This is a genomic window from Rhizobium sp. CF122, from assembly GCF_000282035.1.
Lineage (GTDB): Bacteria > Pseudomonadota > Alphaproteobacteria > Rhizobiales > Rhizobiaceae > Rhizobium.
Map to the genome: position 1 here is coordinate 1 of NZ_AKKA01000017.1, position 26,139 is coordinate 26,139.

The 26,139-nt window shown below is 60.6% G+C and carries 20 protein-coding genes; 11 read left to right on the forward strand and 9 right to left on the reverse strand.

Annotated elements, in window-relative coordinates:
- The 7 genes from PMI09_RS04210 to PMI09_RS04240 form a co-directional block, all read left to right on the forward strand.
- A partial coding sequence (locus PMI09_RS04210) for a zinc-binding dehydrogenase (protein ID WP_007789199.1) occupies window positions 1-610 on the forward strand: 610 nt, incomplete at its 5' end.
- A 109-nt stretch (window positions 611-719) separates the two neighbouring features.
- Entirely contained in the window at window positions 720-1,205 is a 486-nt protein-coding gene (locus PMI09_RS32030) for a patatin-like phospholipase family protein (protein WP_007789201.1), read from the forward strand.
- Window positions 1,206-1,654: 449 nt separating this feature from the next.
- Window positions 1,655-2,122, forward strand: a complete 468-nt coding sequence (locus tag PMI09_RS04220) for a cupin domain-containing protein (RefSeq protein ID WP_037081872.1) — start codon at window positions 1,655-1,657, stop codon at window positions 2,120-2,122.
- A gap of 260 nt (window positions 2,123-2,382) precedes the next feature.
- Complete coding sequence (gene tam / locus PMI09_RS04225; RefSeq protein WP_007789205.1) at window positions 2,383-3,153, forward strand: trans-aconitate 2-methyltransferase; 771 nt, start codon at window positions 2,383-2,385, stop codon at window positions 3,151-3,153.
- A 146-nt stretch (window positions 3,154-3,299) separates the two neighbouring features.
- Complete coding sequence (zwf, locus tag PMI09_RS04230; protein WP_007789207.1) at window positions 3,300-4,808, forward strand: glucose-6-phosphate dehydrogenase; 1,509 nt, start codon at window positions 3,300-3,302, stop codon at window positions 4,806-4,808.
- Between the two features lie 373 nt (window positions 4,809-5,181).
- Window positions 5,182-5,388 carry a hypothetical protein gene (locus PMI09_RS31210; protein ID WP_007789209.1) on the forward strand — a complete coding sequence of 69 codons (207 nt, stop codon included), beginning with the start codon at window positions 5,182-5,184 and terminating at the stop codon, window positions 5,386-5,388.
- 120 nt (window positions 5,389-5,508) lie between these two features.
- Window positions 5,509-5,940 (forward strand): hypothetical protein, encoded by a 432-nt coding sequence (locus PMI09_RS04240; RefSeq protein WP_007789212.1) that lies wholly within the window; start codon window positions 5,509-5,511, stop codon window positions 5,938-5,940.
- 56 nt (window positions 5,941-5,996) lie between these two features.
- On the opposite strand, the gene PMI09_RS04245 is transcribed toward PMI09_RS04240, so the two are convergent.
- Window positions 5,997-6,392 carry a hypothetical protein gene (locus tag PMI09_RS04245; RefSeq protein WP_007789214.1) on the reverse strand — a complete coding sequence of 132 codons (396 nt, stop codon included), beginning with the start codon at window positions 6,390-6,392 and terminating at the stop codon, window positions 5,997-5,999.
- A gap of 231 nt (window positions 6,393-6,623) precedes the next feature.
- Here PMI09_RS04245 and PMI09_RS04250 point away from each other — a divergent pair, with 231 nt between their 5' ends.
- A complete protein-coding gene (locus PMI09_RS04250; RefSeq protein ID WP_037081879.1) occupies window positions 6,624-8,183 on the forward strand; it encodes a helicase HerA-like C-terminal domain-containing protein in 1,560 nt (519 codons plus the stop codon).
- A gap of 64 nt (window positions 8,184-8,247) precedes the next feature.
- On the opposite strand, the gene PMI09_RS04255 is transcribed toward PMI09_RS04250, so the two are convergent.
- A complete protein-coding gene (locus tag PMI09_RS04255) occupies window positions 8,248-8,550 on the reverse strand; it encodes an alkylphosphonate utilization protein (RefSeq protein ID WP_007789221.1) in 303 nt (100 codons plus the stop codon).
- Between the two features lie 460 nt (window positions 8,551-9,010).
- On the opposite strand from PMI09_RS04255, the gene PMI09_RS04260 reads away from it, so the two are divergent.
- Window positions 9,011-10,531: an ABC-F family ATP-binding cassette domain-containing protein gene (locus PMI09_RS04260; protein ID WP_007789223.1), complete on the forward strand. Its 1,521-nt coding sequence runs from the start codon at window positions 9,011-9,013 to the stop codon at window positions 10,529-10,531.
- Window positions 10,532-10,549: 18 nt separating this feature from the next.
- Here the strand turns inward: PMI09_RS04260 and PMI09_RS04265 are convergent, their stop codons facing one another.
- Complete coding sequence (locus PMI09_RS04265; protein ID WP_007789225.1) at window positions 10,550-11,797, reverse strand: hypothetical protein; 1,248 nt, start codon at window positions 11,795-11,797, stop codon at window positions 10,550-10,552.
- Window positions 11,798-12,146: 349 nt separating this feature from the next.
- Between PMI09_RS04265 and PMI09_RS04270 the strand changes: the two genes are divergently transcribed.
- The gene (locus tag PMI09_RS04270; RefSeq protein ID WP_244423721.1) at window positions 12,147-12,983 is read left to right on the forward strand and encodes a transglutaminase-like cysteine peptidase; all 837 of its coding nucleotides are present in this window, start codon (window positions 12,147-12,149) and stop codon (window positions 12,981-12,983) included.
- A gap of 80 nt (window positions 12,984-13,063) precedes the next feature.
- On the opposite strand, the gene PMI09_RS32605 is transcribed toward PMI09_RS04270, so the two are convergent.
- The 5 genes from PMI09_RS32605 to PMI09_RS04295 form a co-directional block, all read right to left on the reverse strand.
- Window positions 13,064-13,675 (reverse strand): hypothetical protein, encoded by a 612-nt coding sequence (locus tag PMI09_RS32605; protein ID WP_007789229.1) that lies wholly within the window; start codon window positions 13,673-13,675, stop codon window positions 13,064-13,066.
- A 510-nt stretch (window positions 13,676-14,185) separates the two neighbouring features.
- The gene (locus PMI09_RS04280) at window positions 14,186-14,845 is read right to left on the reverse strand and encodes a ribbon-helix-helix domain-containing protein (protein ID WP_007789230.1); all 660 of its coding nucleotides are present in this window, start codon (window positions 14,843-14,845) and stop codon (window positions 14,186-14,188) included.
- Between the two features lies 1 nt (window position 14,846).
- On the reverse strand, window positions 14,847-16,142 hold the full coding sequence (locus tag PMI09_RS04285; protein ID WP_007789232.1) for an HlyD family type I secretion periplasmic adaptor subunit: 1,296 nt from the start codon (window positions 16,140-16,142) through the stop codon (window positions 14,847-14,849).
- A complete protein-coding gene (locus tag PMI09_RS04290; protein WP_007789234.1) occupies window positions 16,139-18,301 on the reverse strand; it encodes a type I secretion system permease/ATPase in 2,163 nt (720 codons plus the stop codon). The genes PMI09_RS04285 and PMI09_RS04290 overlap by 4 nt, the downstream gene beginning before the upstream one ends.
- A 19-nt stretch (window positions 18,302-18,320) precedes the next feature.
- The gene (locus tag PMI09_RS04295) at window positions 18,321-19,682 is read right to left on the reverse strand and encodes a TolC family outer membrane protein (RefSeq protein ID WP_037081881.1); all 1,362 of its coding nucleotides are present in this window, start codon (window positions 19,680-19,682) and stop codon (window positions 18,321-18,323) included.
- 454 nt (window positions 19,683-20,136) lie between these two features.
- Here PMI09_RS04295 and PMI09_RS04300 point away from each other — a divergent pair, with 454 nt between their 5' ends.
- Window positions 20,137-20,760, forward strand: a complete 624-nt coding sequence (locus PMI09_RS04300) for a GGDEF domain-containing protein (RefSeq protein WP_244423722.1) — start codon at window positions 20,137-20,139, stop codon at window positions 20,758-20,760.
- A gap of 334 nt (window positions 20,761-21,094) precedes the next feature.
- Here the strand turns inward: PMI09_RS04300 and PMI09_RS04305 are convergent, their stop codons facing one another.
- Complete coding sequence (locus tag PMI09_RS04305) at window positions 21,095-26,068, reverse strand: beta strand repeat-containing protein (RefSeq protein ID WP_210160817.1); 4,974 nt, start codon at window positions 26,066-26,068, stop codon at window positions 21,095-21,097.
- Between the last annotated feature and the right edge of the window lie 71 nt (window positions 26,069-26,139).

The following is a 26,139-nucleotide window of genomic DNA, read 5'->3' on the forward strand; positions in this document are numbered from 1 at the left end:
AAGCCTCGGCTGCCGCTTCGCGACATCATTTCGCGCCGTCGTCGATCACGCGCGCACCGGCCCTGGCGAATGGATCGCCGTGCACGGCTGCGGCGGTGTCGGCCTTTCGGCGATCATGATTGCAACGGCACTCGGAGCCAACGCGATCGGCATCGACCTTTCCGACGAGAAGCTTGCCTTCGCCCGCGAATGCGGCGCGGTGGCGACGATCAACGCAAGCAGCGTCGCCGACGTGGCGGAGGCGGTGCGCGAGATCACCAGGGGTGGCGCTCATGTCTCGATCGACGCACTCGGCCATCCGGTCACCTGCTTCAACTCGATCAAGAACCTTCGCCGGCGCGGGCGGCACGTGCAGGTCGGCCTGATGCTCGACGACTACGCGACGCCGCAGATTCCGATGGCGCAAGTGATCAGTCACGAGCTGGAGATTTACGGCAGCCATGGCATGCAGGCCTGGCGCTACGATGCGATGCTGTCGATGGTCACGACCGGCAAGATCGCGCCGCAGAAGCTGATCGGCCGGCGCATCGCACTTGAGGAGGCAATTCCAGGCTTGATGACGCTGGATCGAGCCGAAGGCGTCGGGATCAGCGTCATCACGCAGTTCTGACCGCCAGCCCCACAACCAGCTTCAACCAAAAAGAGCGCTTCAGTTTGTAATATTACTATGGTTGTAATTCATACTCTCCATGACCGGATAAACCGGTGTGGAGGGGCAAATGGCAACGCGTTTTATTCTTTCGATCGACGGCGGCGGTATCCGCGGCATCATTCCAGCCGTCATCCTGGTGGAACTGGCAAAGCAACGTGACGGGCTGCCGCTGCACAAGGCCTTCGACTTGATCGCGGGGACCTCGACCGGCGGCATCATTGCGGCCGGCCTGACCTGCCCTCACCCATCAAAAGCCGGCGAGGCAGCCTGCACACCGGCCGATCTGCTCGGTCTTTACGCAAACTTAGGCGCCGATACTTTCCGGGAGTCCTCTCTTTCCGACGTCTTCAATCCGTTCGGCCTTAACGATCCGAGCTACGATGCTGATGTGCTTGAGGCAAAGCTGAAGCAGCGGCTGGGAACAGCGACGCTGGACAAGGGTCTGTCCACTGTCCTCATACCCGCCTATGACATCCGCAGCGCGCGGCGCTTTTCATGTCGAATACAGACAAGAAGGACTGGGGCGCCATCGGTGGATGCATCCCGCCCATGATACGCCTTCGATTTCAATCCTGATGCAGGGACAGGCAAGCACGGCTTCCTACCAGGCGAATGCACTCCTCAATCCTACCGGCACCGATCTCTATTGCTCCACCGTTGTCACGGATGCCGACGTCCAGAGCCTGGATTATTTCCGTCTCGATCGGCAACTGACACAGAAGGAAAACGACGCTCTCGATGATGCCTCGCCGGGCAATATTGCAGCGCTGAAGCCATCGCCGGATCCATCGCCAAGGACAACGCGAAAGCCTTGGAGGAAGTCGCCAAACGCATTCTGGCGGCGCAGAAAGTCGGCCAAGAGAGTGCCGCCGCTTGAAGCGGCAAATGCAAGAACCCATATGCGCCGGGACAAATCGCGACAGCGACGATCGGCGGCTGCGGGTTGCCAAGGGCTTCGGAAAAGTCTAACGGGCTCGCCGCCAAGAAAAAGAAAAGCGAGACATGATGTCCAACTCATTTGTGAAAGCGCCTGCCCAGGCGAGCGCGAAGGTGTTCTTCGTGCTGGGCGATCGGATCGAGCGACGGGCTCGTCTGCAGGGAGCCTGGCTCAACATCTTCGATATTACCGTGCCACCGGGCAGCCGGACGCCGCTGCACCGCCATGCGAGCCCCGAAGTCTTCCGGATCATTGAAGGCCGGCTGACCATTCGCCGCGCGATGGAGAACGGCCTGGAAGAATTCGAAGCCACGGCAGGCAACATTGTCCGCATCGAGGCGAACCAGCCGCACGCCTATTCCAATCCCGGTCCCGAAGCCGCCGTCTTCTCGGCGATCGTCGACAGCGAGATGGCGGAATTCCTGGAAGCTGCCGGCTCGCAGGAACCGCCGAAGGCGACGCCTTCCGCGGAAACGATGGAGCGCATGAAGGCCGCAGCCAACGCCCACGGCATCACCATCCTGGCGGCCTGACATTTTTAAGCTCCGCCCGGGCATGCGGTCGGGCGGCCCTCTTCTCCCTTTCAAGAAATACTGTCATATAGCGGCGATAAGGGCGAGTTCTTGCGGGCCTCTTGCTCTCCGTTCCCTGAATTTGGCGCTCGCCGGCCTCATCCGCTGGTATCAAGCGTCTGCTGCGACGGACGAACCCACTCGCGAGGCCGGATGGCCGCAACATCGACAAGGTGCGCGTTCAGCGTTCCGGGACAGCTGCATAACAGGGGAGAAGACCCATGGCATGGTCTGCCAGCCAGTATGTCAAATTTGAGGATGAACGCACGCGCCCTGCACGCGATCTGTTGGCGCAGGTGCCGCTCGAGCGCGTCCGTCACGCCGTGGATCTCGGCTGCGGGCCGGGCAATTCGACGGAGCTGATTGTCGAGCGTTTCGGGGCAACCGGCGTTTCCGGCCTGGACAGCGACCTGAATATGCTGGAAGCCGCCCGCAAGCGTATGCCCGGCACGCCCTTCGTCGAGGCCGACCTTGCCATCTGGCAACCGAGCGAACCGGCAGACCTGCTCTTTGCAAACGCCGTCTTCCAATGGCTGCCGAACCATCTCGACATTCTCGATCGCTTGATGGACGGACTTGCGCCAGGCGGTGTGCTGGCGGTGCAGATGCCTGACAATCTGACCGAGCCCACGCATCTGTTGATGGAGGAGACGGCACACGCCGGGCCTTGGAAAGCCGCCTTCGAAGCCAAAAGCGTTCGCCGTCAGTCGCTGCCACCGCCGTCGACCTACTACAGCCGGCTCATCGGCAAGGCTGCCCGCGTCGACATCTGGCATACCGCCTACAACCATCCCATGGCGGATGCCGCGGCGATCGTCGAATGGGTCAAGGGAACGGGCTTCAGGCCCTATCTTGATCACGCCGGCGAAGAGCACCGTGAAGCATTCCTGGCAGACTATCTCGGCCGCGTTGAAAAGGCCTACCCGAAGATGTCGGACGGTCGCGTCTTGCTGCGGTTCCCGCGGATCTTCATGGTGGCCGTCAAGGGCTGAGGGGCGGTTGTGCCAAGGCGCCAGGGCTAACCAACAGGACGGCGGCTAGCTCGGCTGACATTACCCTGCAATGGGCGAGCGGCATGCTGCTGCTTGTCGCCGCACCAGCACGCACTATAGTCGACGGGAACAGCGAGGAGACCTTCATGGACGCCGCACCTATTCCGCCAGCCACACTTGTCATCTTCGGCGCCACCGGCGACCTGACGCGGCGCCTGCTGATACCGGCGATCATCAATCTGACGCGAAGCGGGCTGGTCGGTGACGACCTGAAGATTCTCGGCGTCGGGATAGACCCCGGCGATGACGCTTCGCTGGTAGCGCGGCTGGATAGCTTCCTCGCGGGGCTGAGCGATCCGATCCGACCGGAGACGGACGAGGCATGGCGGCGGCTGCGCCAGCGCATTTCCTACATTTCAGGCGATTTCACGCAGGACGAAATATTCCTCGAAATCAAGAAGCACCTGACGAGCTGCAACGCCGCCTTCTATTTCGCCGTGCCGCCGCAGTTCTTCGGACCGCTGGTCGAAAAGCTTGCCGCGCATGGGCTGACCAGGGAGGCCGATGGATGCTTCCGGCGCATTGCAATCGAGAAGCCGTTCGGCACCGACCTCGCCTCGGCCCGCGCGTTGAACACCCGCATCCTCGGCAACGTCTCAGAGAGCCAAGTCTATCGTCTTGACCATTTCCTGGGGAAGGAAACGGTGCAGAACATTCTCACCGCCCGCTTCGCCAACATGATGATCGAAGCCCTCTGGAACAACAACTATATCGACCACGTGCAGATCAGCGCCGCAGAAACGGTCGACGTCGGCACCCGCGGCAAATTCTATGACGCCACCGGCGCGCTGCGCGACATGGTCCCCAATCACCTGTTCCAGTTACTGGCAATGATCGCGATGGAGGCTCCGAACGGCTTTGGTGCGGAAGCGATCCGTACAGAAAAAAGCAAGGCGCTGAGCGCGCTGCGCATCTACACGCCAGAGGAAGCAGTTGCCCATGCCGTACGCGGCGCCTATACGGCCGGCAAGCTCGATGGCAACGATATTACGGCGTTCCGGGAGACGAAGGACGTCTCGCCCGGCAGCAACACCGAAACCTTCGTGGCGCTGAAGCTCTATGTGGACTCTTGGCGCTGGGCGGGCGTGCCATTCTATCTCAGAACCGGCAAGGCGATGAGGGCGCGCGATACCGAGATCGTCATAACCTTCCGGCAAGTGCCCTTCGCGCAGTTTCGCGAGACAGATGTCCAGCGCAACCTGCCGCCAAACAAGATGGTCATCCAGGTGCAGCCGGATGAAGGGCTGAGCATGGAGATCTCAATCAAGTCGCCTGGCCTTTCCGTCGACACCGTCCCCGTCTCGCTCGACTTCCGCTATGCCGACAAATTCGACATCGGCAAGATGACTGGATACGAGTCACTTCTCTATGATCTCTTTATCGGCGACCAGACGTTGTTTCAGCGCGCCGACGGCATCGAAGCCGGGTGGGCGGCGGTGCAGCCGTTCCTCGATATATGGGCGAAAAGCAGTGAAACCCCGGAGGCCTATGCACCGGGGAGCATGGGTCCGTCTTGCGCCGAGAATCTCATCCGGCGCGATGGCCGAGAATGGCACGAACTGGGTGTGATCATCCACAACCATGACCGAAAGTAATTTCAGAAATGCACTTTTAACTAAAGTAAAGCGGAAAAGAATTTCGCAATGCTTCCCGCATGACGAGCGGAAATATTGTATCATGAATGTGTTGGTGTGATCCATCGCAGCACATTTACGGTACGCTATACAAAATATGGATGCGTTGACCCTCCCAGCTTGTACGGAGAAGCTTTTCCTGCTGACCGCGTTGCTATTCCAGTGCGACAAAGAAGGCGGGGCTCGTCCAACCCCGACGAGCCCTTCTTGCGTTTTTCTATCATTTAGCGAATAAAGTATATATTAGTCGAAATTGTTAAAGCTCGATTAATATATTTACTTGCGCTCTTCCACCGCCTTGCTAAATCTATCTTGAGGGTTTTGGGGTATTGACATGGCAGATACTCATTTGTCTAAGAATCGTTCGATTTCCGATCAACGTATGGAGACTTGCCGGTCGGAGTTCGAGCCCATCCTCTTCGAACTCATCCGCAACGGTGAGAAGCGGGGATGGAAGGCGGCTGAAATCGCGATGGCACTGGCCGACGCGGCTGACGACGTCATCCTTCAGCTGGCAAGGGAAACGAAGAGCAAGCATTGACAGCTTGCCTTGCCGAACCTGATGCAATGACGCTTCAGAAATGCTCCTTCAGCGAGTAAAGAAATCCTTGAGCTTGTCTCGCGTGATTCTCTTGCCGTTTGCGCCAAGCAAAGGAGCCCGATGTTGCAGTTGATTGCCGCAGCTCTTCTTGCCTGTGGATGCGTCAGCCTCGCCGAGGTTGCCGACTGGCCGCCTGCGGACAGCTATGTGCCGAAGATCAGTTGCCACCAAAGCGACGCCGCCGAGCGCTGCGAAGAAATTCGTGCGGCCTGGACCGGCCTTTACGCCGATGCGATCGCCGGCCGCATCGAAAGTCAGCGGAAAGTCTCTTTCTGCCTGAGCACCGGTTGCAACAAAGGCATCGTTGTCGAGCCCGTTCTCGGCTGCGCCTGGCGTCAGGTTATCGCCGCATCGCGCAATCCTCAGATCAACGACGCCGACCGGACCAACATCGAGCGTTACTGCGGGCCTCGCGCGCTTGACGATGCCGGGCGCAAGGCTGCCAGCGACCGGTCGCAAACCTGGCTGACCTTGCTCGGCGTAACGCCATAGCTACAAATGCAAACGGGCGGGAACAAGCCCGCCCGCCGAAAGTCTTGACTTGTCGCTCAGACGAACTGGCTGAGACCCGGCACCGAGTCAACAACCTCGTCGACGACTTCCTTGCCAGCGTGCTGCTCAGCGACCGCGATGGTTTCCTTGGCAAGCGTCGTGATCTCGCCCATGCCGAGGCCTGCCGACATCAGCTGCTGGCCGAGCGCCATGATGCCACCGCCGCCAAGCGCGCCCATGATGCTGCCGAGGATCCCGCCGCCATTGCCATTGCCCTCGCCATTGTACTTGGCGACGAGATCGGAAGCGCCCGGAATGGCCTCGATCATCTTGGCGACCGGACCGTCTGCCGCTTCACGCTGCAGGAAGCCGAGCATCATGCCCACCGCCTTTTCGGCCACCTCTGGAGTGATACCCACACGCGCGGCGATCTGGTCTACGATTTCATTCATTGTCAGCCTCCTATTTTTGACGTTAACGTCAACGTTAATCGAACTTGCGGAGCAACTCAAGCCGCGCGCCGCGGAAGCAGGCTTTATCCCACTTTTCCTTTTAATGCAGACAGTTGTCCGCACTGAACTCCCTGCTTATAACAGAGAGGCGATATTACAATGACCGTGCGGAAAACCATGCTCCGCATTTTGACGCAATCGGCGCCGACGGCCGCAGGGAGAATTTTCGAAATGCTCGAGGATGGCAAGATTTTCGTTGGCGTCAGCCGCAATCCGGACGACAGCATCAACAAGCCGGAATATCTCGACCTGAAATTCGGGAATCGCCACGGCCTGGTGACCGGCGCCACCGGCACCGGCAAGACGGTGACGCTGCAGGTGCTCGCCGAGGGCTTCTCGAAGGCCGGCGTACCTGTCTTCTGCGCCGACATCAAGGGCGACCTCTCGGGCATCGCCGCCAAGGGCGAGCCGAAGGATTTTCTCACCAAGCGCGCCGAGCAGATCGGCTTCGACGACTACGAATTCGACCAATTCCCGGTCATCTTCTGGGACCTCTTCGGCGAAAAGGGCCATCGCGTCCGCACCACGATCGCCGAAATGGGGCCGTTGCTGCTCGCGCGCCTGATGGATGCCTCCGAGCCACAGGAAGGCGTCATCAACATCGCCTTCAAGATCGCAGACCAGGGCGGCCTGCCCCTGCTCGACCTCAAGGACCTCTCCTCGCTGCTGAACTACATGGCGGAGAACGCGACGGAGCTTTCCAGCCAGTTCGGCCTGATCTCGAAGTCGTCGGTCGCCTCGATCCAGCGTGGCCTGCTCGTGCTGGAACAACAGGGCGCGGAGCATTTCTTCGGCGAACCCGCACTCAAGATCACCGACATCATGCGGACCAACAACCGCGGCTATGGCCAGATCTCGGTGCTCGCCGCCGACAAGCTGATGATGAACCCGCGGCTCTACGCAACCTTCCTGCTATGGCTGCTCTCCGAACTCTTTGAGGAATTGCCTGAGGTGGGAGATCCCGAGAAGCCGAACCTCGTCTTCTTCTTCGATGAAGCGCATCTCCTTTTCAACGACGCCCCGAAGGTGCTGATTGAACGCGTCGAACAGGTCGTGCGCCTCATCCGCTCGAAGGGCGTCGGCGTCTATTTTGTGACGCAGAATCCGCTAGACGTGCCGGAGACCGTACTCGCGCAGCTCGGCAACCGCGTCCAGCACGCGCTGCGCGCCTATTCCCCGCGCGAGCAGAAGGCGGTGAAGACGGCCGCGGACACCTTCCGTCCCAACCCTACCTTCGATTGCGCCACCGTCATCACCACGCTCGGCACTGGCGAGGCGCTGGTGTCCACGCTGGAGGCCAAGGGCGCGCCCTCGATCGTCGAGCGGACGCTAATCCGCCCGCCGTCAGGCCGCGTCGGTCCGTTGACCGATCCGGAGCGCCAGCAGGTGATGGACAAGAGCCCGGTGCTCGGCGTCTACGACGAAGATCTCGACCGCGAATCCGCCTTCGAGATCCTAGCGGCACGCGCCAAGAAGGCGTCCGACTCCGACGCAGCCAAGCAGGCACAGCCGACGCAGCCGACCGAGGGCAGTGCCTCGGGCCGCTGGACGCTGCCGGGCTTCGGCGATGACGACACCGAGCAGCAGAGCAAGACCGAGGGTCGCGCCCGCTCGTCCGGCTACCAGCGCGAGACGGTCGTCGAAGCCGCGATGAAGAGCGTCGCTCGTACGGTCGCGACACAGGTCGGCCGGGCACTGGTGCGCGGTATCCTGGGGAGTTTGAAGCGCTGACCGGAAAGGACGCTGCCGCCCTCATCCTGCCCCACGCCCAATAGTGCTCCGCCAATCACGCCACTCAACGCTTGCGCACGAACTCCGTGCGCAAGACAAGGCCTTTGATGGTGTCGTGGCGGCAGTCGATCTCTTCAGGGTTATCCGTCAACCGGATCGACCGGATGACAGTACCCTGCTTCAGGGTCTGATTGGCCCCCTTGACCTTCAGATCCTTGATGAGGGTGACGGAATCGCCATCCTTGAGGACGTTTCCGGAAGCATCTCGAACCTCGCTAGTCCCCTGCCCGGCGGCAGCCAGTTCCGAAGCCGGACGCCATTCACCCGTCACTTCGTCATAAACGTATTCGTCGTCGCCGCCTGCCATGGTCTTCTCCTGAAAGCAAGAATTTGCTGATCGACGGGCTTATAGCAGCCAAACTGCCCTGTGCAAGTTAGGCTCGTAAAGCTGCGTGGCATCCGGCCGACGGCAAGGGTTCGTGCTGCGCACGGCGTTTCTGAAGAAGGCCTGATGCAACCGTTTCGGTTGCATTTCTGCATGCGCGATGCTATTTCTCCTATGCACTCAAAGAGAAAGGAGGGTCGCGTGCAAAATTTCTATTTCCGGTTCAACCGGCAGCGTGGCCCAGTCAACGCCCTGCAGATGCGTTTGCAGGGCTGACCAGAGACCGTTTCTCACAAACTCTCTTCCTGGTCTGCCCCTCGTGGCAGCAGTTCGGGCATTCAGTTCGGCTGCAACTATCATCCACCGAGCTTTCAGCATACGCATGCGATGAAGGCTGCATGCCCTCGCCCGTGTGATCGCTCGGCAAGACCAGAGCAAGATTATGACCCTTATCAATATCCGTAATCTCGGCGTCACCCTGAGCGCACCGCTCTTTGCCAAGCTCGACCTCGTCATCAATGCGGGCGACCGCCTCGGGCTCGTCGCCGCGAATGGCCGCGGCAAGTCTACGCTGCTGCGCTGCATTTCAGGCGCGCTGGAAGCAACGCATGGTGAGATCACGCGGTCGCGCGGGCTGACGATCGGCTGTGTCGAACAGGACGTACCGACCAGGCTGCTTGACGTGCCGTTCCACGATGCCGTCCTGCAGGCGCTGCCCGCCGATCAGCAGGCAAACGAAAGCTGGCGCGTCGACATCGTGCTGGATTCGCTCGACGTGCCGGAAACCTTGCGCAGCCGCCCGGTCGGGCAGCTCAGCGGCGGCTGGCAGCGGCTGGCGATGCTGGCGTGCACCTGGGTGATGGAGCCGGACGCGCTGCTGCTCGACGAGCCGACCAACCACCTCGATCTCGGCAAGATAGCCGCACTCGAGGATTGGCTCAATGCGCTGCCCCGCGATGTGCCAGTTATCATCTCAAGCCACGACCGCGCCTTCCTCGATGCCGTCACCAATCGCACGCTCTTTCTACGGCCGGAGCAATCACAGGTCTTTTCCCTGCCCTTCAGCCGGGCGCGGGCGGCACTCGACGAGGCGGATGCGGGCGACAGGAGACGTTACGAACGCGACATGAAGACGGCCGAGCAGCTGCGCAAGCAGGCGGCGAAGCTCAACAATATCGGCATCAACTCCGGCAGCGACCTGCTGGTGGTCAAGACCAAGCAGTTGAAGCAGCGCGCCGAGAAGCTGGAGGATGCGGCCAAGCCCGCCCATCTCGAGCGATCGGCCGGGGCGATCAAGCTCGCCAACCGCGGCACGCATGCCAAGGTACTGGTGACACTCCACGACGCCGAGGTCCGCACGCCGGATGGCACGCCGCTGTTCCGGACCGGCAAGCAGTTCATCTGCCAGGGTGACCGGATCGTACTGCTCGGGGAGAACGGCGCGGGCAAATCCCGGCTGATTGCCATGTTGCGAAAGGCGATCGGCAACGCGGAGACGGCGCAGGACGGCATCAAGGCCACCCCTTCGCTGGTACTTGGCTACAGCGACCAGGCGCTTGCCGACCTCAAGGACAAGGACACGCCGATGGAGACGATCATCCGCCGTTTCGACGTCGGCGATCAGCGGGCGCGGGCGCTGCTGGCGAGTGCCGGCATGACCATCGACATGCAGTCGCGTCCCGTCGGGCGGCTGTCGGGCGGTCAGAAGGCGCGGCTCGGTATGCTGGTTTTGCGGTTGACGGAGCCGAACTTCTACCTGCTCGACGAGCCGACGAACCATCTCGACATTGACGGGCAGGAAGCGCTGGAGGGTGAGCTCATGGCCCATCAGGCGAGCTGCCTCGTGGTTTCCCACGACCGCAGCTTCGTGCGCGCCGTGGGCAACCGGTTCTGGCAGATCGAGCGCCGACGGCTCATCGAAGTGGAAAGCCCGGAGCCTTTCTTCGCGTCGGCACGGCCTTAGACTGCAACTGCTGGATACTCAGAACGATGCCGGCGTAGCGCCCAGAAGGTTCAGCTTGCCGCCGCTGAGGGAATAGAGGCTCATCTTGCGCTCCACCGTACCGGCGGGCGTCAGCCGGAAGAGCCCGGTCACGCCGCGGAACCCGACCTTGCTCGTCAGGTTCTGCGCGTTCATTCCCTCCGGCCCCTTTGTCCGGACAATGCCCGAGGCAACGGCCACAGCGTCGTAGCCATAAGCCGCATCGGTGGAGAGCGTGCGCTTGTAGTGCCGATGGTAGCGCTCGGCAATCAGCGTCGAGCCTTCGGGCTCGACCATGGCGATCACCGTGCCGGCCACCGAGGGATCCGAGTAAGTCTGCGGCGGCCAGGCGTTGGTGCCGACGAAGGTGACGTTCGCCTTGCCGCTGGCTTTCACGGCGCCGGCAATGGTCGTGGTGATCACCGTTTTCCCCAGAACAAGCACGGTGTCGGTGTTCTGCAGATTGGCGCTAGCTCTCTTGACCGCATCAGCGGCGGCAGCATCGGTCAGATCGTAGCGGGCAAGGCCCAGATAGGTACCGCCGCCGGCGCGGATGGCGCTTGCCAGCCGTTCCTCGCCCGCAGCCGGAAAGTCGCTCTGTGCGAAAACCAGCACCTTCATATGGCCGCTGGCAGAAGCTGCCCGCACGCCTTCGATGGCGCTATCGATCTCATCGGAAACGAAGTTGTAGACATTGCCGGATGTCGGCGGCACAGGCGCGCCGAGATTGAGCAAAGGCGGTCGCTGGTCAGCCGGAATCGCTGCAACAGCGGAAGTGACGGCCGGCGATGCATAGCTGACAAGAAGCACGGAACCACGCGCCCTGGCAGCGCTGACTGCAGTCGCGGCAGCAGGGGCGCCGGAAGCCACGTCGACAACCTTGACGAAGACCTGGTTGCCGCCGAGTTCGCCGACTCCCAGGCCCGCGCCGTCGCGCACGTCACGCGCGGTGCCCTCGTAGATGCCCGTCGCGCCCTTGGGCAGCAGCAGCGTGATCTCCGCTCCGGTTTCTCCAAAGGTCTCGTCGACCTCGCTCGAGGGCGCCTTGATGTCGTTGGTCTTCATGTGCTTGGCGACGCCATCGACGTCGGATTGGCAACCCGCAAGCACGCCGCAGGCGACGACGATCGACATTACGAGAACGGACTTGATGAATTTCAGGGAACCGACGTCTTCCGAAGGCGACACTTGCCGTGTCGAGCGTAAACCATGCGAGCCTTGCACCGGCTCGATTGACTGCACTGTCACCTGTTCCCCCACTCTCGCAATCGCGGCCTCTTCCGGCCTTTTGGCAGGATTTCATATCTGCACAGGTAACACGGGAAAGCAAACCCTTCGCCCAAACTTGGTTGATGGACACACTAAACTTTTATGTTCTTTTGAATGGATAATTTATATCGACCTTATCCACGCTTAAATACCTGATTTTTATAGCTGTTTTGTACGTTTCTCTCAACCAACCGAGAGACGACGATCCATGAAGCGCAGTATAAAAATAAGCAATATCGCCGCTTTTGCTTTCTCTGCATTCTCCCTTGCGTTCTCGCCGAATATTTCGTCGGCCTCCGCACTTCCGTCTTCACGGATGTCAGGCGCAATGTACTCCGTTGACTTCGCTGCGGATACCGCCCGCGCGCTGACCCTTGGTGGTGTCGCCAACCTCCTCAGCCTAGCGACAAACGCCATCGGCACCATCGACGTTGCTGCGCTGACGCGCTCGCTGCAGCCCGAGCCGGCCGGCTGGGTGAAGGAGAGCGTCGCACCGGAGCAGCCGGCCGCGCGTCCGGCGATTGCTGTGCCGACCGGCAGCGCCGCATTCGGAACCGTCGCCATTCCCTTCAAGCGGCTCGCCGCTCTGAAGAAGTTCGCACCCTCCCTGTCGGAAATGACGGATGGAACGGCAATCGACTGCAGCGCCGGCAAATGCTCCGAGGCCGCGACCGCGATCAAGGTTGCCTTCACTAAGACCTCGCAATCCTCGATCCGCGACAAGCTGAACGCGGTCAATGTCACCATCAACCACACGATCCGCTACAGCCGCGACATCGATACCTACAAGGTGGCCGACTACTGGGCGACGCCCGCCGAAACGCTCTCGCGCCAGCGGGGCGATTGCGAGGATTTCGCGATCCTGAAGATGGCGGCCCTACACGCCGAAGGCATCGATCTCAAGGACATGTCCGTTGTCGTGCTCTTCGATCAGAAACGGCACTTCTACCATGCGGTGCTTTCCGTCGCGGTCAACGGCAATCGCTTCATCCTCGACAACATGCGCGACGAGGTTCTGCCCGATACGAAGCTGCCCGACTACGTGCCGCTCTACTCGATTGCGGACGGCAGGGGCTACCTCCACGGAACGCGCACAGGCGCCAAGCAGGTCGCCTCCGCAATGCCGCTGGAAAAGGTAGCTCCGGGCGAAGGCGTGGCGTTCTGAGACGCTAAAAAGCGGGACGGCCAGAGTGCGCCACCGCCACCGGCGTTTGGGCGGCGACATCGTCGCAAGAACTCCAACTATCAGGCGCGGTTGAAGAAGTTCGCAATACTGCGCGCCACATGCTCGTGTATCGCGCTTCGCTCGGCGCCCGGTTTGTCGTGGAATAGCTCTGGATCGGCCTTCACTCCGGTTTCCGACCCTTCTGGCAGGAAAGTGTAGTGACCTACTCCGCCGCTGAGAACTTCGAGTGAACTACCGGCCACATTGTTATGCAACCATTCGCAGCAGTCAGTTGGAGGAACCACCGTATCCGCATCTCCCCCAAATATCTGAATGGGATTCTGAATGCGTTGCAAACTCACCGCAGCAAGACCCAACACCGAACGGCCGGGCGCAATCACAGCAGCGCTTCGGAATTTGGCATCGGAATAATCGCCATGCCTCCGTTCCCATGACTCCCGGAAAATCGGATTGGCCTGAAGCTCTTGCAGTTGATTAGCGAGATTGGGGAACTCTCTCGGACCCCAGATTGGGGTCTTGACGGGATTACCCGGTTCAAATTGGGAGTAGGCGACCGGCGCACCCATGATAAGCATCGCGGTATAAGCACCAGCCGAAAACCCAGCGACATTGGCGCGATCGGCAATCGTCCCGCCTAAAGCGAGCCGCCACGACGGGTCGCTCAAGAGCACGCTAAGATCTCTCGCGCGCTCCCATAGACATAGAAATCCTTCCGCTCGATATGGCTCAGCGCCAGTGTGACCGTGGTGATTTACGGCCAAGGCCACATAGCCCCGTTGTGCCAACCGGTACGCAAGCCACTCCAGCGCAGCGGTGCTCGCCCCGCTTCCATGTGACAACAACACCAAGGCGAGAGGTTTAGCAGACGACCGAAGTGGCGCATCACGAGCAACCAGTTTTCTCCTAAACCATGAAGGCTCAGTTGAAACAGCTACTAACGCCGCCGTTCCAACCGGATACTAAGCCGACCATACCAATGGCCGGGCGCCAGTGCCGTTCCAATTCTGTCTCGTTTCATCGAAGGAGACACCCTCCCTGAATCCAACTGGCACCATCATCGCATCGCAAGTCCCGCCATAAGCCACCGTCACGATGTTACAGGGACTCCAAATGGAAGCCTACCTTGTGGCAAATTCCAAGCGCTGCAGTTCGGTCGGCCTTCCAATCGCAGATACGCGCGATCAGTAGCGCGAGATGTAGCCGATCAGCATCGACTTCTCGTGCGTTGGCGCCAGCGCCAGATTGATCTGCCCCTTCATTGAGGCCGAGCCGACGGCAATGGTGAAGCCGGTGTTCAGCGTCTTGCCGCGGTTGCGATAGAGCGTGGCGATGGCCTCGTCGATCTGCGTGTCGATCGAGAACCGCAAACTCTTCGTCAACTGCGCGGCATCACCAAGTGGAAGCCGCTGGCGCAGCATGGTCAGGAAGGGATCGTTGAAGAGCTGTATCTTCTTTTCCTGCGTCAGCAGGATGGTCGGTGACGGCGACGCCTGAATGATGGCGTTGACGTTTGCCATCGACGAGGCGTCCTCGACGGTGTCCAGCCGGCGCAGCGCCCACTTGAAGCTCAGGACGCGCAGCAGCGAGGCGAGGTTGCCGGGCTCGGGCATCTGCGAGGCAGTATAGTGCACGAGGTCGGCAGTGCTCATCTTGCCGGCCGACGACATGCGGCCGAGGCCATCCCAGTAGATCCGTTCGAGGCGGATGCCACGTCGCTCGCCGCCGCGGCCGGCGACGGCGCGGAAGCGCGGCTCGATCTCATCGGCGCCGATGGCCGGCAAAGGCTCATCGATCGGCTCAAGCTCGGAGAGTGCATTGCTGCCTGGCTTGACGATCAGCATCCTATCGCTCCGTCAGCGCTTCGCTGCGCGCCTTGTTGATCGGCTTCATCAGGTAGCTCAGCACCGTCTTGTTGCCGGTCATGATCTCGACCGAGGCAACCATGCCGGGGATGATCGGATAGGACTTGCCGTCACGCTCCAGGGCAGATTTGTCGGTCTTGACCTGCACCAGATAGTAGGTCTCACCCTTTTCCTTCTCCACGAGACTGTCGGCCGAGATGTTCTCGACGATACCCTCGAGGCCGCCGAAGATCGAGAAATCGTAGGCCGTGATCTTGACGACGGCCGGCTGGCCGCGACGCACGAAGGCAACATCGCGCGGCGAAATCTTGGCTTCGACCAGCAGCGTATCGGCGGTCGGCACGATACCGGCAATGACGCGGCCGGGATCCACGTAGGCACCGATGGTGTTGACCTCCAGCGTGTTGACGATGCCGTCGACGGGCGAGCGGATGTCGGTGCGCTTGACGCGGTCAGACGCGCCGCGAATGGTCTCGTCGACGACCGAGAGCTCGGCCAGCGCCTGCGCCTTGTCCGTCAGCGCCTGCTGGCGCAATTCGAGGGCAAGGTCGCCAAGTTGCAGCTTGGCTTCCTGCACGGCCGCCTGCAGTCGGTCGATGCTCTCCTGATAGACTTTGAGCTGGCCCTGCTGGTCGGTCAGGTCGCGCTCTGTCTTCAGGACTTCGGTCTGGGCAACCAGCTTCTTCTTCGCCAGCGGGCTGATGAGATCGTATTGCCGCTGGGCGCCATCGATATTCTGCTCGAGCCGGTCGATATTGGCGTGCGCTTCGCTCAGTTCGTTTTCGCGCTGGCGAACCCGTTCCTTCAGCACCCCGAGCTTGTTCTGGTAGCTGGCACGATCTGCAGCAAAAAGCTGCTCCTCGTTTGCGCAGACATCCTTGGCGACGGCCAAAATCTCTTCCGGGCAAATGAACGGCGTATCGTATTGACCGGCTTCCTCGAGCTTCAATCGGGCCACCTTGGCACCGAGCGCGCGTGCCTTGGCAACGGATTCACCAAGGGTGGACGTCGTTGTCGTGTTGTCGAGCTGGACGAGCAGCTGGCCCTTTCGGACAACCTGACCGAGGACGACGGCGATCTGCTGGACGACGCCGGGCTCCGAAGACTGGATGATCTGCGTCTTCGACACCGGAATGACCTTGCCTTCGCCGCGGGCGATCTCGTTGATATCAGCGATCGCCGCCCAGGCGATGAAGCTGGCAATGACGAGGGCCACCAACGCCAGAATGCCACGGGCGAGAAGCGGAGGATTGTCGTGACGATTGCTGAGGCTCATGGCTGTGCCCCCGCCGGTTTGCGCTGCATAGCCTCGATGACGGCATTCTTCGGCCCATCTGCGATGATCCGGCCTTTGTCGACAACGATCAGACGGTCGACAAGCTCAAGCATGCTGTAGCGGTGGGTGGCGATCAACAGCGTGGTGTCGCGGCTGATCGCCTTCGACAGGCGCGCAATCAGGTTGCGCTCGGTGGCCAGGTCCATGGCGCCGGACGGCTCGTCGAGAAATACGATCTTCGGCTTGGTGAGCAGCAGACGGGCGATCGTCAGCGCCTGCTTCTGGCCGCTCGAGAGATTGGTGCCGCGTTCGCCGACCGGCATGTCGAAACCGCGCGGATGATTGCCCACGAATTCGTCGACGCCGGTCATGCGGGCGACTTCAAGGAGATCCTCATCGGTCGCGTCGGCGCGCCCGATGAGCAGGTTTTCCTTGACCGTTCCCGAGAAGAGATCGGACGACTGGCCGGCCACGGCGACCGCCGAGCGCACCTCGGCCATGTGATACTGGCGGATATCGACGCCATCGATCAGTATGCGGCCGCCCGAGGGGCTAAAGAGCCCGTCGAGCAAGCGGCCGAGCGTGGTCTTGCCGGAACCGATGCGGCCGATGATGCCGATCCGTTCGCCCGGCTGCACGGTAAAGGACAGCTTGTTGATTACGGGATAGTCCGAGCCCGGATACTGGAAGGACACATCCTGGAAACTGAAGGCGCCGCGCGTGATCTCCCTGTTGACGAAGCCGACCGTGGACGGGCGATCGTCCGGCTGTTCCATGATCTTGTCGAGGATGCGTAGCGACATGGTCGCCTGGCGGAAACGCGCCAGCGTCATGGCGATCTGGCCAAGCGGTGCGCCGGCACGGCTCGCCAGCATGACGGTCGCGACAATCGCGCCCATGGCAATGCGACCCTCGGAGAACTCGTAGGTGCCGGCAATCACGATCAGGACGCTCACCATCTGCTGGATGAACATCGTCATGTTGATGGCATTCGTCGAGATATGCTTGATATCCTCGCTGGTGCGGCTCGAATACTTGCTTAGCTCCTGCCAGCGGCGCAGCATCGTCGCTTCGGCGCGCAGGCTCTTCAGCGTTTCGATGGTCGAGATCGTCTCCACCAGCAGAGACTGGCGGCGCGAGGCCTCGTTGGCGGCAGTCGCCATGCGCTTGCCAATCGCCGCCTGCGCGTAGAGGCCGATGACGACGGACAGCACGAATGCCACGGCCGGGATGACCACCAGCCAGCCGGCGATCAGATAGATAACTGCCAGGAAGATGAAGACGAAAAGGCTGTCGATCAGTACGCCGATCGTGTTCGAAGTGAAGAACTCGCGAACGAATTCATACTGCGTCACACGGTTGGCATATTCGCCTGTCGACATCGGCCGCGAGGCGAGCGTGGAATTCAGCACCTTGTCGAAGAGCAACTGCGACAGGCGCAGATCGGCCTTGCGTCCGGCATAATCGATGAGCGACGACCGCGCCGTCTTCAGGAGGAAGTCGAAGATATAGGCAAGCGAGATCCCCGCGGCCAACACCCAGAGCGTCGGGATCGCCTTGTTCGGCAGCACCCGGTCATAGACATTCATCGTGAACAGTGGCGAGCCGAGGGCAATCAGGTTGATGAAGAGCGCCGCGACCATGACGCGTAGATAGGTGCGCCAGTAAGGCGCAAGCGTCGTCGCCAGCCAATGCCGCTTCTCGATCTCCACGGCATTGCCGACCAGCGCCTCCTCCGAGGCGTTCTGATAGTAAAGCGTAAAGGCAAACGCCAATTGCGGCTTCAGCGCCAGGAATTCTTCGCGCGTCAGGCGGATCGGACTGCCGGCAATCGGAACGATATCCGTGACGTAGGATCCGTCCTCGGCGACCTCGAGCAGCGGCAGCACGCTGCCATCGGCAAACGCGACGATCGCCGGGCAATCGAAATTGCCCTGGCGGCATTCGCGCTCCTGATGCTTGATCACCTGCAGGCCGATGCGCTCGGCCATGCGTTCGACATCGTCAACCTCAAGCGACTCGGTCACCTCATCCGGAAGACCGGAGAAGAGGACCGTGTCGGAGCTTGGTCGGCCATAGAACGCAGCCACGGATTTGAACGCGGCTTTGAATGTCTGCAGCGATGTGCTGCTGGAAGTCTCGAGTGCTACGTTCAGCATTGTTCCATGGCCATCTCGACTACTGCTGTCGAATTGGCGCTAGGAGATCCAGGGGCATGCCAGCCTTTTGATGGGAATCAAGCTCGACATATCCAGGATTCGCGACACTCGCGGGGACAGCAAACTCTTCCCGCGCATAAGGCTTGGACTGATCGACTGGCTTCAGCTTCATCGTCTGAAGCAGATTGCCCGATGCCGCCAGGATCTTGTACTCGGCAAACTGCGAGGCAACGCGCGCGGTATCGGCGAGAACCTGAGTGTTGAATTTCGTGTTCTGCGCATCGAGCACATCGAGCAGCGAGCGCTGACCAACCTTGAACTGCTCGCGGTAGGAACCGACGAGCTGGTTGTTGATCGAGGCCTGCTTGTTCAGGATGCCGGAAAGCTCGCCGCGGCTGACACGTTCGTTCCAGGCGGAACGGACCGACTGCTCGACTTCGCGCTGGACCTGGGCGAGATTATAGCGCTGCTCGCCGGCGCGGCGGATCTGCTCCTGCTCGCGGGCGACATCGATGCCGCCGCGGTAGAGGTTCCAGCGGGCAACGACGCGGACCTGGTAGTCGTTGGTGTTGCCTTCATCGCCATCGATATCGTTGCCGACTCGGGCCGTGCCTTCGAGGTTGACCTTCGGCAGGAAGTTGGCGCGCGCGCCGCGAACGCCGGCATCGGCTGCGTTGACATCCGCATTGGCCGAATAGATGCGCGGGCTGTTCTTGCCAGCAACAAAGACCGCGTCGTTCAATGTCTTCGGCACGAACTTGCCGACCGACGGCGGCGTCTGCGCATTGGTGATCGGCTCGCCAACGACCTGAAGGAAGCGGATCTTCGTCTGCTCGAGCTCTTCGAGCGCTTCACGCAGCCGCGCCTTGGCGGCCTGCAAACGCTCGCTGCCCTGCAGGCGATCAGCGTCCGTCAGGGCGCCGCCCTTGATGCTCTCGTCGATATCGCCGACCATCTGCGTGTGGAAGGCGACGTTCTGCTTGGCAGCGGCCACGATCTGGTTCTGGAGCACGTATTCCAGATAGTCCTGCGTCACTTCGAGGGCGAGCGACTCAGAGCGTTCAAGGACCCGAAAGGAGGCGCCATCGACGCGCGAAGCCTGCTGCTCGACCTGAGCGCGGCGGCTGCCGCCATCATAAAGTGTCTGCGAGATCGTAAGACCAACATCGCTCGGCGACAGATAGTCATTATCATCTCTCAGCGAACCGGAGCTGGCATTCGACAGCCGACGACGCCCGATTCCGCTCTCCAGATCTACCGATGGCAAGTATAAACCGCGCGCTTGGCGAAGTTCAAACTCGACAGCTTCACGATCCTTCGCAGCCTGCAAGATCTGCGGATTCGTTTTCATCGTCTTTTCGATGGCCTGCTGCAGAGATATTGCATTGGCATCAGCATAAAACGAAAAACTTAAAGCAACCGTAGCAGACAATGCTGCAAAAATTCTTTTGCCTTTAAACAAGATCGATGCCCCTCAACATCACAGATTCACCCGGCGTACCCGTATACCAAAGATTTTCTTTAGCAAGTAAGTAACACCAATCTTTCCACATTCCAATCGCGACTTCGAGCATTCCTGCCAAGACAGTTAATCGCGGTGGACAACTGCCTAAAGCGAGAATTTTACAGGATTTTTTAACGGGGGCTTTGCCCGAACCTGTTTATCTGGCATTACTTTCAAACGGACATGAACCGCGATGAATTTCAGCCAGCGTTACTCTTCCGCCACAATCGTTTCAGCTCTTCGGATCGCCACCCTCGGCGCTGTCTGCTTTGCGGCTGGATCCGTCGGCGTTTTACTTATCTTAAACCTTATCGCGCCGGATCGACCATTTTTGGTAGGATTTGCCGGCGCGGGCTTAATTTCACTTCTTGTTGCATTTCCGCTGCTTCTGACCTTGCAGCTCAAGGTCAGCGAGCTCCGGAAACTGCAGGAAACGGTTAACTATACTGCGCGCCACGACAGCGTGACCAAGACACTGAACGGCACGGCCTTTGCGGCTGCCGTCGAACACTACATCGACCGGCGCAAGCGAATCGCCACCGATGCAGGCGGTGTGATGATCGCGGTCGTCATCGATACGCTCGACGAGATCAACCGGCGATACGGTCCGCAATGGGCCGACACGGTTATGCAGTCGCTTGCCGCAATCATCCAGTCGTCGGTCAGAAAGGGCGATCTTGTTGCCCGCCTCGCCTCCAATGAGCTCGGGGTCTTTCTTCCCGGCGCGACGGTCGAGAATGCCCAGGATGTCGGCACGCGTATCCGCCGGCGCGTGGCCGAGGCCTCCTTCTCGGCCGAAGGCACGCCGATGACGATCGGCGTACGCCTCGGCGGCGCGGTCTTCGAGGGAGCGACCGACTTCAACCACATCCGCCAATTGGCCGACGAAATGGCGATGGAGCGCGGCGGCGAGAGCGAAGACGCCATCCCGATGTCGCGGCTGCCTGCCGCATGAGCTGACAGGAGCCACAAGAACGAAGGTAGGGCGCCGAGAGGCGCCCTCTTCGTTGTTGTTCGCGTCAACGAGCTCGGCGTCTTTCGATCGTCGAGAACGCTCAGGATGTTGGCACCCGCATGTGCGCCAGCCGCTAGCCGAAGCCTCTTTCTCGGCAGAGGGTACGCGAATATCATTGACGCCGTCGGGCACGGCCTTCGAGGGCCACCGGACTTCAATCACATCCGTCTCCGACGAAATGGCGTGCAGCGGCGGTAAGACGAAGCTCCCTGAGCTGATACCAAACGGAAAAGGCGCCGGAGGGCGCCTTTTCCTTTGCTAGTTTGTACGAGCGTCAGCCCACATGCGGTGCCGTTGTCGTGTCGTGCTTGTCGTCGAACAGGATCTTGACCGCTTCCGTGGTGTTCTGAAGAACCGCCACATCGTGCCAGCCGCCATTGGCGTTGACGCTGACGACGGTATCCGTGCCGCTGACCGTTGTCTTGACGCTGGCGAGTGCCTCAGCCTCGCTTGCCTCGTGGCCAAGCAGGCTGTCGAGGAGCTTGGAGACGTCGAGCGTATCGCCCTCGCTTGCCTTGAAGTCGGTGATGACATCGGCGAGCTTGACGTCGTTCAGGGCATCGGCATCGAGGACGAAGGTGTCAGCCCCTGCCCCGCCCGATATCGTGAACATGCCGCCGCTGCCCGACAGGGTATCATCGCCATCGTTGCCGATGAGCGAATAGGCATTGCTGCCATTTTCGCTGTCGCCAAGCGTCGTGTCGAAGGCGACCTCGACAAAGTGACCGGCCGAGCCGTCCGTCAGGGTGTAGCTGCCATCGGCGAGGATCGACTGGCCGTTGATCTCCGAGTTGGAGGCGGTCGCATCGAGCGAGATGCTGCTGATCGAATGATCCGCCAGCCTCGAAAGCTCTCCGCTGTCGGTGATGCCGTTGTGGTTCAGGTCCTGCCAGACGGTGAGCTTCGAGAACGCAGCGTCGGCCGCATCGATCTTGCCGTCATGGTTGCTGTCGAGCGTTGCCAGCGCCGCCAGGCCGTCGACATATGTACCCCCGGCAAAGTGCGGCGAGAAGATCTCGCTGCCATTGTCGATCTTGCCGTTGCCATCCACATCGAGCGCCAGGATGCCGTCGCTGCCGGCCGTCCAGGCGATCTGATCCTTGTGACCGTCGACATTGATGTCGAACTGCACGCCATTGTCGAGGGACGTGAGGGCGACGCCGTTGTGGTCGAGGTCGAGGATGATGGGGTCGCCATTCGGCTTAGTGAACGATACATGGAGTTCGTATTGACCACTCGAGTTCTTGAATTGGTCATACGCGTTTCCAGACGAATATTCAGACACGCGGACATAGTAGGTGCCCGCATCTAGCGTTGCGACAATTGCTGCGTCCAGGTTTCCCGTCGAACCCGCATCGCCACCGGCATCATCAGTGGAGGCGATTGGCGGTCCCGAAGCTTTAAATAGCGTTAGGCTGTTGTCGAAGTTCGAATGGTCAATGTCGAGAACGACCTTTGTCCCGTTTTCGGTCACAACAAACTTATAGTAATCATATTCTCCCTGCTGCGTCTTTGCGCTGATCGTGATGGAAGAACTCGTTGATGCGTCCTGAATGTCGGGATCATTCGATTTGACATATACGTATGCACTGTCATTCAAATTCAGCGCCGTGGCCGCGTTGGCACCAGCACTCTTACCGATATCATAGGTGTTAGCGTTGCCTGCTAACTCGTTGACATCGGTCACTGAGATGACAACAGCTTTCGCCGCCGCCGGGTTCACGCCGTCACTAGCATTGACCACGATGTTGTAGGCGTTGTCGTGGTTCGCATCCGCCGGCGCCTCGAAGTTCGGCGAGGACTTGAACGTAACCGCGCCGGTCGAGGAGATGTTGAACAGATCAGCATCCGCGCCCGTCAGGCTGTAAGTCAGAGCCGCGCCTTCAGGATCGTTTGCAACCGTCTGGTACACCACGTTCGACGTTGCGGTGTTTTCCGCTTCGCTTCCTGTCGCGCCAGACGTGATGGAAGGTGCTTCGTTAATATCCGTTACAGAGATGGCAACGGCTTTCGTCGCCCCCGGGTTCACGCCGTCGCTGGCGTTGACCACGATGCTGTAGACGTTGTCGTGGTTCGCATCCGCTGGCGCCTCGAAGTTCGGCGAGGACTTGAATGTAACCGCGCCGCTTGACGAGATGTTGAACAGCGCCGCGTCCGCGCCCGTCAGGCTGTAGATCAGCGTTGCGCCTTCCGGATCGTTCGCGATTGCTTGATACACGACATTGGAAACCGCCGTGTTCTCCGGTTCGCTGCCGGTCGTGCCGGAGGTGATGACCGGAGCTTCGTTGACGTCACCGACTTGGATCGTGAAGGCCTGCTGCTTCGACAAGCCGCCCTGGTCCGTCGCTGTCACGGTCAGGTTGACCGTATGGCCGGCCTCATAGTCCAGCGAGACACCGTTTACCAGCTTCAGAACGCCGTTTACCACTTCGAAGCGGCTGTCCGAGACCGTGTAACTATGAGTAGCGCCCGCGTCCGGATCCGTCGTTGTCAAGGTACCGATCACCGCGCCGGCTGCATTCTCGTTGACCGCGCTGTTCGACAGAACGACCGCAGTCGGCGCATCGTTGGTGCCGGTCACCGTCCAGGAGACGGAAGCAGGCGTCGAGACCGTGCCGTCGGAGACGCTGTAGTTCACCGTGACCGTCGTCGTCTGGCCCGATGCCAACGACTGGTAGGCCGAATGGCTCGGATCGAGCGTGAAGGAATGCGTCGCCGCATCGTAGATCACGCCGGCCGGCAGAGTACCCGGCACGCCGGTGACCGACAGGATCGTGCCGGCATCGACGTCGCTTGCACTGGCAAGCGCGTCAAGCGTGGCGCCTGTGCCATCCTCTGTCGCCGCGCCAGTGACGGCGCCGCTGACAACCGGCGCATCGTTGGTGCCGGTGATCGTGACCGCAATATCCTTCGTGACCGCGTCGTGATCGCCGTCCGTCACGGTGTACGGAATGTGCAGGACCGCGGTCTGGCCCGCCGCCAGGCCGTCGAAGGCCGTGCCAGGGACAATCGAGATCGTGTGGCCGTCAGCGCCGAGCGTGATCGACGGTGTACCCAGAATGAGCCCAGCGGGAACCCCGGTGTAGCTCGGCGTGCCGAGGGAAAGAGCAGCGCCAGTCACATCGGCGCCGAAGGTGTAGTGAGTACCTTCGGTCAATGTGATGCTCTTGCTCTCGTTCTCCGACATGGCTGCAGCCACATCGATTGCCGTCGGCAAGCTGTCTGCGACATTGATGACGAACTGGCCGGTGCCGAGCGTCACTGCATCGTGGTCGCCGTCGAACGCCTGAACATAGGCACTGAGATCGAGCGAAAGATTATCGCTGCCGGCGGCGTGATCGAACTCGCCGTGCATTGTGAAGGTCGCCGTGCCATGTGCCGAAACCGTCAGGGTGAAGAGCGGCGTTGCCGGCGCACCTTCGGCATAACCGGTCAGTGTGGTTCCGTCGGAAATCACCTTCACCTGCTGGCCGCCGGCTGTAACCGTGCCGAGATTTTCCGCGGTTGCGATGGTTTTCAGCGCGAATACCGCCGCGCCGTTGGCATCGTCAGCACCAACGGAAACCAGCGAGGAAAGATCGATAGTGTCAGACGATACATCGTGGCTGGCCTCGATCTCGAGGCTCCAGTTGCGCAGGGTGCCTACATCGGCCCCAAGATCGTCCCTTATTTCCAGCGTCCAGGTTCCCGCCATACCCTTCCCGTCAAACAGGGAAAGCTGGTCGATCGCCGGACGCCATGTACCGGCATATGGCTGGGTGGCAGCGGTAAAGGAGCTTGCGGCTTCGTCGTCGAACTTGATGGTGCCGTTCGGGTCTCCACCTCCGCCATTGTCGTCAACCAACCGAACCCTCGTGCCATCCGGGGCAATCAGCGTGATCTCAAGGTCTGCCATGAACGTGTGAGTGAGATCGATCGACACGTTGACGTCGTGAATACTTCCACCAGCGGGTACCGTGATGGTCGAGGTGATCGTGCTGACGTCCGGGATGGCAAGATTGACCGCACCCGACGCGAAGCTGTGCGTTTCAAGCGTCGAGCCACCTTCCACGACGTCGCCGGACACCGTCGTGTTGGCAACCAGCGTCGGAGCGCTGTCGGCAACATTGATGGTCAAGGGCTGGTCGACGTAGTCGCCATCGCCGTCGAAGACGCGAGCGACGAGGTTCAGCGAGATATTGTCGCTGTCAGCCGGGTGATCGAGGTTCTGGAAGAGCGTCGCGGCAAAGCTGCCGGGATGCAAGACGCTGACGATGAAGACCGGATGATCGGCCGTATCGCCGGCCTTGAACGCAACGATTTCCTGATCGACGCCATTCGCCGTGCGAACGAGGTATTCCAAAGGCACGCCGTCGGAGGTGAGGTCGTTGTTGATGATCGGATTTCCATTACCATCCCTGCCGATCTCTATATGGGTATTCTTGCTGTCGGCGCCGATATTGATGTTCAGGCTGGCGAAATCGACGTCGACGACCGGAAGGCCCGTTTCCGAGAGGGTAACCGTCTGAGCCGCGCCGGTGGCAACCGGCACGTCGTCGTTGATCGTGACGATCAGCTGACCGTTGAGCGCGACGCTGTCGCCGTCGCCGTCGGTCACCGTCACCGTCGAAGAAAGATCGAGGGCCAAGGACGTGTCGCTATCGATGGCGACGATATTGTCACCGTGGCCCGGGTTGACCACTGTATTGCCGTTCGGAGCGCCGCTTCCGTCGAGATCGAACTTCGTGTTGTCGGCGACATTGCCGACATTCACATACCAGGTCGTGTGCGCCGGAATGTTGAGGACGTAGTCCGGTCCCGCGCCGTGGTTGTCGAGGGTCCAGGTCCGGTCCGTGTTGCTGTCGTTGGTGACGCGGATAATTGCGTCGCCGTCGGCCAATCGGCCTTCGAAGGCGAGATTGCTGCCTCCCACGTCCGCAAGCGCGAAATGAGAACCGGGGGTGTCAAGAGCCGTAGCCGGGGTGATCGCGTGGCCGTTGATCAACAGTCTATCGACATTGTCGAGCGCACCCACCTGCGTGAAGGTATAGGCTCCTGTCTGCGCATTGACGGCGAACGTGAAGATCGTCGTCAAGCCAGCTTTGGCGATCAAGGTGTTGTCGACCACCGCATAGGTGAGCGCGACGCCGTTTGAGGTCAGCGAAGTCAGGCTCGGGGAGAGATTGGTCAGTTCGACGCCATATCGTCCGACGCCATCGGCGCCGGTCGAGACCAGAGCCCCGAGGGTGCCCGCGATCGAAGAACCCATCGCGTCCTCGTTGATTGTTACGTTGATGATCGCACCGGTGGAAACCGGCACATCGTCGGCGACATTCACCG

Bases quoted from the DNA above. Each gene is read 5' to 3' on its own strand.
- PMI09_RS04255 (WP_007789221.1), bottom strand. From the start codon at position 8,550: ATGGCAGGCGGCGACGACGAATACGTTTATGACGAAGTGACGGGTGAA.
- zwf (WP_007789207.1), top strand. From the start codon at position 3,300: ATGGACGCCGCACCTATTCCGCCAGCCACACTTGTCATCTTCGGCGCC.
- tam (WP_007789205.1), top strand. From the start codon at position 2,383: ATGGCATGGTCTGCCAGCCAGTATGTCAAATTTGAGGATGAACGCACG.
- PMI09_RS04270 (WP_244423721.1), top strand. From the start codon at position 12,147: ATGTACTCCGTTGACTTCGCTGCGGATACCGCCCGCGCGCTGACCCTT.
- PMI09_RS04250 (WP_037081879.1), top strand. From the start codon at position 6,624: ATGCTCGAGGATGGCAAGATTTTCGTTGGCGTCAGCCGCAATCCGGAC.
- PMI09_RS32030 (WP_007789201.1), top strand. From the start codon at position 720: ATGGCAACGCGTTTTATTCTTTCGATCGACGGCGGCGGTATCCGCGGC.
- PMI09_RS31210 (WP_007789209.1), top strand. From the start codon at position 5,182: ATGGCAGATACTCATTTGTCTAAGAATCGTTCGATTTCCGATCAACGT.
- PMI09_RS04305 (WP_210160817.1), bottom strand. From the start codon at position 26,068: ATGGGTTCTTCGATCGCGGGCACCCTCGGGGCTCTGGTCTCGACCGGC.
- PMI09_RS04280 (WP_007789230.1), bottom strand. From the start codon at position 14,845: ATGCTGATCGTCAAGCCAGGCAGCAATGCACTCTCCGAGCTTGAGCCG.
- PMI09_RS04240 (WP_007789212.1), top strand. From the start codon at position 5,509: ATGTTGCAGTTGATTGCCGCAGCTCTTCTTGCCTGTGGATGCGTCAGC.
- PMI09_RS04245 (WP_007789214.1), bottom strand. From the start codon at position 6,392: ATGAATGAAATCGTAGACCAGATCGCCGCGCGTGTGGGTATCACTCCA.
- PMI09_RS04260 (WP_007789223.1), top strand. From the start codon at position 9,011: ATGACCCTTATCAATATCCGTAATCTCGGCGTCACCCTGAGCGCACCG.
- PMI09_RS04290 (WP_007789234.1), bottom strand. From the start codon at position 18,301: ATGCTGAACGTAGCACTCGAGACTTCCAGCAGCACATCGCTGCAGACA.
- PMI09_RS04285 (WP_007789232.1), bottom strand. From the start codon at position 16,142: ATGAGCCTCAGCAATCGTCACGACAATCCTCCGCTTCTCGCCCGTGGC.
- PMI09_RS04220 (WP_037081872.1), top strand. From the start codon at position 1,655: ATGATGTCCAACTCATTTGTGAAAGCGCCTGCCCAGGCGAGCGCGAAG.